12 protein-coding genes are annotated in these 10,130 nt (G+C 61.7%); 6 read left to right on the forward strand and 6 right to left on the reverse strand.

Annotation, left to right across the window (positions count from 1 at the left end):
* Window positions 1–11 precede the first annotated feature (11 nt).
* Window positions 12–602 carry a TetR/AcrR family transcriptional regulator gene (locus tag ACVWWJ_RS12160; protein ID WP_456968050.1) on the reverse strand — a complete coding sequence of 197 codons (591 nt, stop codon included), beginning with the start codon at window positions 600–602 and terminating at the stop codon, window positions 12–14.
* 74 nt (window positions 603–676) lie between these two features.
* Entirely contained in the window at window positions 677–1,789 is a 1,113-nt protein-coding gene (locus ACVWWJ_RS12165) for an FAD-dependent oxidoreductase (RefSeq protein WP_456968051.1), read from the reverse strand.
* 89 nt (window positions 1,790–1,878) lie between these two features.
* Between ACVWWJ_RS12165 and ACVWWJ_RS12170 the strand changes: the two genes are divergently transcribed.
* The 6 genes from ACVWWJ_RS12170 to ACVWWJ_RS12195 all read left to right on the forward strand — a co-directional run bounded on the left by ACVWWJ_RS12170 (window position 1,879) and on the right by ACVWWJ_RS12195 (window position 6,347).
* Window positions 1,879–2,499: a TetR/AcrR family transcriptional regulator gene (locus ACVWWJ_RS12170; RefSeq protein WP_456968052.1), complete on the forward strand. Its 621-nt coding sequence runs from the start codon at window positions 1,879–1,881 to the stop codon at window positions 2,497–2,499.
* Between the two features lie 132 nt (window positions 2,500–2,631).
* Complete coding sequence (locus ACVWWJ_RS12175; RefSeq protein WP_456968053.1) at window positions 2,632–3,594, forward strand: hypothetical protein; 963 nt, start codon at window positions 2,632–2,634, stop codon at window positions 3,592–3,594.
* A gap of 54 nt (window positions 3,595–3,648) precedes the next feature.
* Window positions 3,649–4,062: a hypothetical protein gene (locus ACVWWJ_RS12180; protein WP_456968054.1), complete on the forward strand. Its 414-nt coding sequence runs from the start codon at window positions 3,649–3,651 to the stop codon at window positions 4,060–4,062.
* Window positions 4,063–4,212: 150 nt separating this feature from the next.
* On the forward strand, window positions 4,213–5,100 hold the full coding sequence (locus tag ACVWWJ_RS12185; RefSeq protein ID WP_456969703.1) for a manganese catalase family protein: 888 nt from the start codon (window positions 4,213–4,215) through the stop codon (window positions 5,098–5,100).
* A 361-nt stretch (window positions 5,101–5,461) separates the two neighbouring features.
* Window positions 5,462–5,854, forward strand: a complete 393-nt coding sequence (gene sdhD / locus ACVWWJ_RS12190; RefSeq protein ID WP_456968055.1) for a succinate dehydrogenase, hydrophobic membrane anchor protein — start codon at window positions 5,462–5,464, stop codon at window positions 5,852–5,854.
* A gap of 58 nt (window positions 5,855–5,912) precedes the next feature.
* On the forward strand, window positions 5,913–6,347 hold the full coding sequence (locus tag ACVWWJ_RS12195) for a DUF6491 family protein (protein WP_456968056.1): 435 nt from the start codon (window positions 5,913–5,915) through the stop codon (window positions 6,345–6,347).
* A 78-nt stretch (window positions 6,348–6,425) separates the two neighbouring features.
* Here ACVWWJ_RS12195 and ACVWWJ_RS12200 read toward each other — a convergent pair whose 3' ends face one another.
* From ACVWWJ_RS12200 to ACVWWJ_RS12215, 4 genes are all read right to left on the reverse strand, one after another.
* On the reverse strand, window positions 6,426–7,979 hold the full coding sequence (locus ACVWWJ_RS12200; RefSeq protein ID WP_456968058.1) for a PAS domain-containing sensor histidine kinase: 1,554 nt from the start codon (window positions 7,977–7,979) through the stop codon (window positions 6,426–6,428).
* On the reverse strand, window positions 7,939–8,754 hold the full coding sequence (locus ACVWWJ_RS12205) for an alpha/beta fold hydrolase (protein ID WP_456968059.1): 816 nt from the start codon (window positions 8,752–8,754) through the stop codon (window positions 7,939–7,941). The genes ACVWWJ_RS12200 and ACVWWJ_RS12205 overlap by 41 nt, the downstream gene beginning before the upstream one ends.
* A gap of 107 nt (window positions 8,755–8,861) precedes the next feature.
* Window positions 8,862–9,218, reverse strand: coding sequence for a hypothetical protein (locus tag ACVWWJ_RS12210; protein WP_456968060.1), 357 nt, complete (start codon window positions 9,216–9,218; stop codon window positions 8,862–8,864).
* 438 nt (window positions 9,219–9,656) lie between these two features.
* Window positions 9,657–9,986 carry a hypothetical protein gene (locus tag ACVWWJ_RS12215; protein ID WP_456968061.1) on the reverse strand — a complete coding sequence of 110 codons (330 nt, stop codon included), beginning with the start codon at window positions 9,984–9,986 and terminating at the stop codon, window positions 9,657–9,659.
* Window positions 9,987–10,130 lie beyond the last annotated feature (144 nt).

The raw sequence follows: 10,130 nt of genomic DNA on the forward strand, positions 1-10,130 counted from the left end.
GGCGACGGCAGTCATGGCGTGAGATCGGGCGCAACAACGGAGTGCTCGCCGGCCAGTCGGGCTGCCGCCAGCCACGCGCTCAGACCGAACACAACGCTGCTGAACGGCTTTTCCTCATTGAACACGCGTGCAGACTGAAGCGCGGCAACACCGTGCAAGAAGGCCCACAGGGACATGGCTGCCTCCCCTGCCCTGTCTGTGCCGACAAGGCGGGCGACCTGCCCCGTAAAAAAGTCCCACAGCTCCTTGGGTGCGACAGCGTCCTCTCCGGACTCCGGCCGTGGCACAAGCAGCGCCTCGTACCTCAATTGATGGTCCCGCGCGAAGCGGAGGTACGCGGTGGCGACAGCGCGGATGGCGGCTTCGGGGGAGTGTCCTTCGGTGGCCTTTATCAGGACGGCGAGCAGGGCTGCGGAGACTCTCGCGCCGACGGCAGCTTCCAGCTGAGACACGTCGGCAAAGTACCGGTAGATCGTCATCGGCGTGACCCCGAGTGAGGACGCCACCGCGCGCAATGAGAGCCCGCGTAATCCGGTCGTCGCCACAATGGCGACGGCTGCTTCGGTGATTTGCCCGGCGCTGGTCTTCGAAGGATATGCCATGATCTACACTGTATATCTTTGCGTCACGGGGAGCAAGATGGCCTAATACTCAAACGGCCCGACGCGGAATGGTTTCACTGGAAGTCACGCGCAGTCGCAGCGCCAGCGTTGAGCATCCAGTGGCTGAATTTTGCGTAAGCCTCGGCGTAACTAACGGCGGTTCGCGCCTGCTCGACGCGTCGGGAATGGGTCATCACAGCTCCGTAGTGCGGCATGCGATTGCGCTCGTAAGCCGTCAGGGCCTGGCTTAGGGAACGGCCAGAGGTCAGGGCGCGCGTCAACACGCGTACGTCCTCCACGCCCAACGTTCCGCCCGCAGCAATGTGTGGCGACAAGCCATGAGCAGCATCGCCGATGAGCGCAACACGGGCGGACGTCCACGATGGCAGCTCGGGGACGAACATAATGGGATTGTGCAAAATCGCAGATTCGGGAGTGGCTTCAATCAGGCGCACTAGTGCGTTGTCACCACCCACCCCTTGCAAAAGCCCGGCACGCATCACGGCCTCTGCTTTCTTGTCGCTCGATGGTTCCGCGCTATCGAACTGGTTGACCATCCACATCACCTGGCCGTTGGCAATGCGTGCGTAGCCACCGCGCGTACCGTCGCGGCCAACGGTAAGCACACTGCTTTCTGTTGGCTCGATGCCCGAGGGTAGTAGCCCTCGCCAAGCGTGGTGCCCTTGATGGTGCTGAGCATCGAAGCCAGGCAGCAGGTGTCTCCTCACCTCCGAATACACCCCGTCGGCACCGATCAAGAGGTCGGCCTGGAGCGTCTCGCCGTTTTCAAGCTGCACCTGGACCCCTTCAACAGTCTCGGTGAAGGACGTGAGCCGAGCATTTAGCTTGATGCGATCGGTGCCCAAGGCGTCCGCCAGGCGGTCGTTAAGGGCCGGTCGCGGAACCAGAATGAAGCGATGATCCTCATCGCCATGGCCTTCGGCACGCAGCCTGTGGCCGGACGGGGTGAAGAACCACGTGTCCACCGTAACGCCCAAGCCTCGCACCGTATCGCCGAGACCTATCTCTTCGAACGCTTCGATGGCATTGGGCCAAAGCCCTATGGCAGCGCCTGCCGCCCGGACTTCGCTGGCCTTCTCGAGCACGACCACCTCGGCACCTTTCGCACGAAGCGCGATCGCGGTGGTCAGGCCCACGATACCGGCGCCCGCAATGATCACTTTCATATGAATTACTCCCGTCAGGGCCGCTTGGCAGGTCGGCGGCTGCAGACCATAATCCGGCCAACCTCATATCGGCACTACTCGCATTTCGCATGGCGAAACCCATTCCGACGCAGGCGCTTTCCGTACGTAAAAAGCCCGGTCAAAGCAGGTCCGCGGCCACATGCGATGCGATCGTGGAAGCGGCTGCTCGCATTCTGGAACGGTCCGGGCATGCGCGCTTTACCACCAACGAGGTTGCGGACCTTGCCGGCGTGAGCATTGGCTCGCTTTATCAGTATTTTCCGAACAAGGATTCGATCACGCGCGCATTGATGGAGCGTGAGCAGCTGTCATTGGTCGTCGACGTCGAAGCTGTCGCGGCTCAGATGTCCGGACCTGCCGCGATGCATGCGCTGGTCATGGTTGCCTGTCGACGCCAACTCGAGCGCAACCGACTTGCCGCCTTCCTTGAAGGTGAAGAAAGGCGGTTGCCCGTTGGAGAGGATGGGGCGATTTTGCAGGCGCGCCTCGAAATCGCAACACGCAACTGCTTGCGAAGCTGCCTCCCGCCGGTTCCGGATCAGGACGTCGTCATCGAGGACGTGCTTGCCATCATCCTGGGCATGGTCGACGCGGCAGGTGTGCGAGGCGAGTCGCTGCCGGACGCCCTGGCCCAGAGGGTCCTGCGCGCTGTGATGGGTTATTTGGCGACGGCAGACAGCCGCGCCTGAACCAGGCAGAACGCAGCGGACCGGTCCCGCTCGCCGTGGCGATCTTTTCACATGCTGTTCGACACTCTCCCCGCCTCGTTCCTGTCCGCGGCCCGCCCCATGTCGGGCCCACCATGGCAAAGAGGCACGAACATGGACTGCTTCACCGGCTCACCTACCCTCGCCCTCACGGTCTCGCATCCGCATGAGGGATCACAGGCCGTCTACGAGGCCGCTCGCCTGGCCGGGGCCCACGGCCTTGAAGATGACGACGCCGAAGCGGTGACGGCCGTTGTACGCCTCTGGTCAACGCGCTTCGCCGCGACCCCGGGAGGACGCATCCACCTACGCGTGCTCAGCGGCGAACGACGGGGCCTGGAAGTGGTCGCTTGCCACCGTGAGACGGTCGACCTGAGTCCCCCGTCTTCCCTACCATCCTCGGCCCGCCATGATCAGTGGAATGGCCCGCAAGGCACGGTAGCGATGGTGTGCGTAGGTCCCTCAGGGCCTGCCGTCGATGCCATGTTCGGCGTGGCGCAGCATGTTTTCCGGGACGGGCAATTTTGCGGCGACGCGTGGGCACTGGTCGTAGGCTCTTCGGCCGTCACCGCACTGGTCCTGGACGGACTGGGTCATGGACCGATCGCTTCCATCGCCTCCACGACCGGGGTCGAGGAATTTCTGACTGATCCAGAGCGACCAATCGCAGCCACGGCGGAGGCCATCCATGCCGCCATGGCAAGGACCTGCGGCGGTGTGGGCGCCATGGGGACATTCAACGCGCTCGACAAACGACTCAGCTTCATCGGGGTGGGCGATATCAGCGGACGCCTGATCGCACCCGATGGCGCCATGCGGGGCCTGGCTTCGCACCCTGGAATCCTGGGGGTGCGTCAGCCACCACTTCGCGTGCTTCCTTACGAAGCCGACGGGCATCTGCTTGTGCTGCATAGCGATGGCGTGCGGGACCGGTGGCGACTTCAGGACTATCCCGGACTCCAGTACCGGCACCCGACGCTCATCGCAGCGCTCCTTCACAGGGACTTCTGCCGTGACACGGACGATGGGACGATCCTGGTGGTGGACCTGGCGGCCATGGGCAACTGCTATAAGTGACCGTACGGAGTGGATCCGCAGTCACGCCAACTCGTCAATTCAAGGGACAGACCCATGCAGCTCGATGCAGATCCTCGGTACGCCGTCGTCATCGAGGCACACCACCCGTTGGCAGAAGGCGTGGCAGATAGCCTTCGGAAGCGCGGTTACGTCGTCGGTATCGCCGGGACGCATGCCAGCGGTGCAGCCTGGGCCGCTAGCCGGCCTCAGATCGACTTTCTGGTGGCATCCGTACCCGTTTCAGGAGAGAGTCCCGGAGCGCACTATCTGGCAAACGCCAGGGGCAGTGCTCCTCCGGTCGGGATGGTGATCCTATTGTCGACCCCGGACGAGCAAGTGGGCGACGCGCCCCGACATGCGGTGAAGATCGAAAAGCCCTTCAGTCTCCTGGAACTCGAGGCAGCTATCGACCGGGCGCTGGCGGCCGTTGAGTCCCCGGACGCGTCGCCCACGTCTGCAAGCGCGTAGCCATCCGGCCGATGGATGCCGCACTGTTCTAAGTAAAATTACTGCATCGCATTCATCGATGTGGATGATTCCTCACACCATGCGTGCTGGCGGCACACGGCAAACTTCCGAACCTGTGCGCTCCCCCAGCCAGCACACAGGTGCCAGCCGATGTTCAGCCATAATAAGCGACTGCAGTACACCGTACGTGTATCAGAAACAAACCCCGGTCTTGCCAATTTGCTGCTTGAACAGTTCGGTGGCCCGCAAGGCGAACTCGCCGCAGCGATGCGTTATTTCACGCAAGCACTGGCCGAAGAGGACATGGGCCGCAAAGACATGTTGCTCGACATCGCTACTGAAGAGTTGAGCCATCTCGAGGTCATTGGCTCCCTGGTTGCGATGCTCAACCGAGGCGCGAAAGGCAAACTCGCCGAAGCAGTCGATTCGGAAGCCGAACTGTTCCGCTCACTGCAGGGTGCTGGCAACGATAGCCACGTGACGCAGGTTCTCTTTGGCGGCGGCCCTGCGCTCATTAATTCGGCTGGCGTGCCGTTCAATGGTGCGTACGTCGACTCGATCGGCGAGCCCACGGCGGACTTGCGCTCGAACATCGCAGCCGAGGCGAGGGCAAAAATCGTCTACGAGCGCCTCATCAATGTCACCGAGGACCCCGGCGTCAAAGATGCCCTTACCTTCTTGATGACGCGCGAAATCGCCCACCAGAAATCTTTCGAGAAAGCGCTTTACTCGATGGACAAGAGCTTCCCACCCGGCAAGCTCCCTGGCGACCCGCGCTTCACCAACCTCTATGTCAACACTTCCACCGGCGAAGGCGATGCTGCCGGTCCCTGGAACCGGGGCGAGCAGTGGGAGGTATTCACGCCGACGGCGGACAATATTCCGGTGGACGGCGGTGACGGCCAGCCGTCCGTCGAACTGAAGGGCGACGAGGATGCCGCTGTCGGCCTGTTTGCAACACGTGGCGCATCCGATCCGGCACGCGACCCGGTCACCGGTGCGGACCTGGGGTCGCTTAAGCAGGAAGGAAAGGCGTGACCCTGCGTGGAGCGAAACGGGTCTTCAATGAGCCTCCGAATTCTTGGGCTCGCGACGGGACGTTTTGCGTCCCGTCGCGTCTTTGATCTCACTCCCTCAATAAGAGGCCGACCGATGGTGCAGAAAGATCGGAAGGTACACGCGGGGGGCGACGACGCCGCCCGGTCGGAGCCTGTGCGTGTCGCGCTAATTATCTTGGCTGCTATAGCGCTGGTAGTCACGGTAGCGTTCGTTCTATCGCGGGTATGGCCGGGCTGATCCATCTGCCGAGATGTCACGCTGGTGCACTGCCGAGGCACTCATTCACACATGTCGACGATGCATCGCGTAAAAATGCGTCGCAACTACCTGGAGCTTGGCAATGACTGCGGATTTACGAAATCCACTGAAGCGCGCCCGGAATATTGGCTCAGCAAAATCGGGGGCGGGTGCGTGGATGGCGATGCAGTTCACGTCCTACGTTCTCGCGGCGCTGTCTGTTTGGCTTGTCATCCTCGTCCTTTCTCTGGTCCACAGCGACTATCCGACGGCCGTACGCAGAGTGGGTCATCCTGCAAACGCATTGCTGATGGCGCTATTCGTGGTGCTGATGGGATGGCATACGGAACTGGGCTTGCGAAACATCTATGAAGACTATATCCACACGCACTGGAAGGGCTTCGTCGCTTTATTGGTCACGCGGACCGTATTGCTTCTCATAGTGCTCTTTTCCCTCGGCGCCATCATCAAGGTGGCCATCGTCGACCGAACTTGAAGCGCTCGACCACATTTATCACTGAATGCTTTCTGTTCTCCTTACAACAGGAATGTCCATGCATCGCCGCGCCCTTGCTCTGGCTGCTTCCTTTTTCATCAGTTCCGTAGCGCTGGCCGCAGCGCCGCAATCGCGTCGGCATGAGCTGCCGTACGGTGAGTGTCTCCAGATCGACCGGATCAATGAGTACAGCGTCGTCAACGACACGACGGTCACGGTAAGGAACGGCCCGAATCACTTCCTCGTCAAAACCAAAGTCGCCTGTCCGCGCATGACGCTCGGTGGCGGGCTGCACTTCCGCACGTCGCAAAGTGACCGGGCTGTTGGCGGCATGCGGATTTGTGGCGGCATCAACGAGGAAATCGTCCGGCGCAATGACCCACCGTGTGCGATCCAGTCAGTCAGTACGATCGACAAGCAGACGTTTGAACGGCTTGGCATAAAGTCGAAGCAGCACGGCTCCGGCGCCGAGCCGAACGGCGCGGTGCCGTGAGTGTCCCCGGAGTCTCCCTCTCCGCTTCTGGAACATGATCAATGTCTGACAACGGCCTACGCTTTCGGCACATGGTCCCTAGCGCGCGGAGCGGGGGAAGCTCGTCCGGAGCGCCGTGCCATCCTCACGCGTTGAAATCACCTCGATCTGGCCGCCATGCGCTCGCACGATGTCTTTGACGATGAAGAGGCCCAGTCCGACGCTGCGCTGTTCGGCGCCCACGGCATTGCCCCGCGTCATGGGCTCGAACAGCACCGGCATCACCGAGTCCGGGATGGGGTCGCCCCAGTTATGAACTTCAAGCTCAAACGTCTCCGGGCCCAATCTGGAAGTAACGGTAACGGGACGCGCGTGGGCGCCGTAGGTCATGGCGTTGCCGACCAGGTTGCCTATCATCTGCGTTAACCGGGCCACGTCCGCGACACATTGCCCAATGCCGTCTTCGCGATGAATCAAGGTCCGGCCTGGAAATGACATCCGGAGTTCCTGGACAGCCTGACCGACCGCCCCGTGGAGATCCACGGGCACCGGCTTCACGGTAAGGCCTGAGCCGATCCTGGCCTGGGTGAAATCAAGCAGATCATCGATCAGCCGTCGGGCTCGGTCCACCGATCCGTCGATGTGCTCAGCGACCCGGTCTCGCTTGCCCGGAGCCAGGGCCGAACTTGTGAGCATTTGCATACCCATCTTGATGGCGGTAAGAGGGTTTCGCAGGTCGTGGCTGACGATGCCGACCATCTGCTCTGCGAACCGGGCCCGGTCTTCGGCAGCTGCGCGCTGCCGCGTGAGCTCGCTGATGTCCTGAAGCACGCCCACCAGTCGAAGGAACTGACCGTTGTCGTCAAAGGCGGCATCACCGGTAGCGCGCACGGTCCTCTGGATCCCATCAGCGCCGTTGAGGCGAAAAACGCACCGGTAGGTACCCTTATCGGGATTCATTGCTTCGGCGAGGGCGAGGGCCTCCAGCTCCAGATCGGCGGTATGCACGTGAGCGAGGAACCGCTGGTCGTTTACCGGCTCCGGGGCCGGCAGACCCAACAGCTCCGCAACGGTGTCGTCGTAACGTCGAACGGACGTGCCGCGATCCACGTGCCACACATGCAACTGCGCCGACTCCATAGCCAGGCGCAGGCGCGCGTCGGCCAACGCCAGATCCTGTTGTGCGACCAAATGGGTGGCCAGGAGCTGCTGCGCCTGGGCGCGCTCATGCATCAGCTCCCGCTCGTAGCGGTGCCGGTCTTCGGCAACGAAAAAGGCCAGCTCGTGGAACACCTTCTCGCCGTGGGAACGGCTTACGGCGTTCAGCACCACCGGAAAGGTTCGCCCGTCCGCGCGTTTCAGTTCGAGTTTGACCTCGGCAATCGAGCCCTGCATCCGCAGCAGGGGAACCCAGTGGGTCTGATGGAAGATCCGCCCGCCCACGGTGAGCAGATCCTGGATCCGCCGCGCTCCAGCCATCTCGGCCAGGCTGTAGCCGATCCAGGCACAAAAGGTCTCATTGGCGTGACGAATGGTCCCGTCGGGATCGGTCAGCAGTAGTCCACACGGGGCCGCCGCGTAGAGCGTGTCCGCCGATGGCAGACCGGCATCCTCAGGACGCATCGCGCAGGTCAAGGGTGGCGAGAAACTCATTCATGGCATCGATGCTCGCATGCGGCGCACTCAGATGCGGGCAATGGCCCACATTTTCGATGAGCCGCAAGCTGCTGTTCGGCAGAACGCGGTGCAGATAATCGCCGACTTCGACCGGCGCGATGATGTCGTCCGAACACTGGAGGATCAGGCACGGGGTGGTTAACCGCTGGATGTCATGCCGGTTGTCCGACAGGAAGGTCACCTTCGCAAACTGTTTGGCAACTTCCGGATCGGTACGGCAGAAACTGTTGGTCAGTTCCTCGGCCAGTTCCGGCTGCCCGGGCGCACCCATGATGGCGGGGGCCATGGTGCTCGACCAACCCAGGTAGTTGCTGCTCAGGGTGTCCAGGAGGGAGTCGATATCCTCCCTGGTGAAGCCGCCGACGTAGTCCCCATCGTTGATGTAGCACGGGGACGGGCCAACCATGATGTGGGCAGAGATGAGTCCAGGGGACTTCAGATCCGCCAAGGCGCCGATCATCGCGCTCACAGAGTGGCCGACGAACACGACGGGCCCCTGCCCGAACGTCTTCACGACCTCGATCAGGTCATCCGCGTAGCCCTGGAGGCTGTCGTATTTGTCCCGGTCGTAGGCGGAGAGGTCAGAAGCCCCACTGCCAACCAGATCGAACAAAACCACCCGGAACCGCTCGGCGAAGCTGGGGGTCAGCAGGCGCCACATGTTCTGGTCGCAGCCAAAGCCGTGGGCGAACACGAGCGTTGCTGCCCCGTCGCCCGATACCCGTACATTGTTTCGTTCTTGAACGCCCATCGTTGCTCCGGCTGGCAGCGCCCCTCAACGGCGGCGCCGGGTCAGGATCATGGTGATGATAGCCTGCATGGAGAGTCCTCACCCCGTCATCGAACGGAACGTTCAGACTATGCGGCATGGTCCGGTGTCGACGCGCCATCGATATCCCGCACCTCGGTCACACGGCCTTGCTCGTCCAGGACTGCCTTCGCGTGGACCGTGACCGGCGGAAGCTGCCTGTCGATCAACGATGCCGGGTACACCGGTGAGTCCCAAACGATCGGCTGTGCGCCAAAAGCGTGCTCACTTCGTTTGAGCTTGTAGCTCCCTGACGAGGGCGCGACGACAGCGGTGAAACTCACCGCCCCGGTGGTCCCTGCCGCGTCATTAGCCACGGGACTACGCATGTCGGCGTGGCAGCCTCCCAGTGCGACGGCAAGCCAGAGAAGAAGGCCTACCGGCCTCTCGAGATTTCCTTCGCTCATTTTGAGTTCCTTGCCAGCCGCCTGAAAGGAAAGATATCGGGAACGAACTTCATGCCACAACCGTCGGTAGCGGCGGCCTGCCCTCTCCCCAATCTGCACGTATCCCGGCTCCCCGCCGTACGTTGCTCAATGCCGAACGTGAGGCGAGAAAAACAGTACGAGGAATATGACGAAAGGCCACAGCCAGAGCATGACCCTGGCGGTCCAGATACGTAACTGCAACGGTCCCGGGTAGTCGTCCTTCGGCAGATTCATATTGAACATGACGTAGACCACGGCTCCGGACGTTCTCGTGCTGTTAAACAACGAGGGTTTTGGCCACCTGCCCTTGTAGGACGGATCAACCTCCATGATTCTGGGAATGGCGCCCCGAGCAAGTAGCGAGTAAACCAGTCCATAAGCGACGGCGAGAAGACCAAGTTCTGCAGCTGACATTCCCTAATCCTCCGACGGCTTCAAAAGATTGAGGAAGCCGGCCAATAGCAATGCATGCACCAACGGAAAGAACAATACGAAGGCATGCAGACCGCCGCCGAGGCGCAAGCGTGGCGGTAGGACGCCCAAGATAACGCCGAGGAGCGCAGCCCAGCCAATGGCAGAGATGCGTGATGAACGCGATCGCCGGCCCGTGGCAACGGCAGCTACGTACGCCACGATGCCTACGACGCCACAGATGACCTGCTCATCGGTGTCAGTGAAAAAGAAAAGCTGACAAAAAAAGACCGCCATCGAAAGAACGAGTGCTGCGACTGCTAAGACTCTTGCCATGGCCCGCATTCCTTTGGCTTACTTCGATATGAGACGCCACCGGGAATTATTCCGCGCCGCCATTTCAGGGTGACACACGCACCCCCAAGGGTGACAAAACACGGCAGCCCTGGACGCGATGTGCCGCTACACGTCGTCACAAAC

Source organism: Luteibacter sp. HA06, assembly GCF_054061215.1.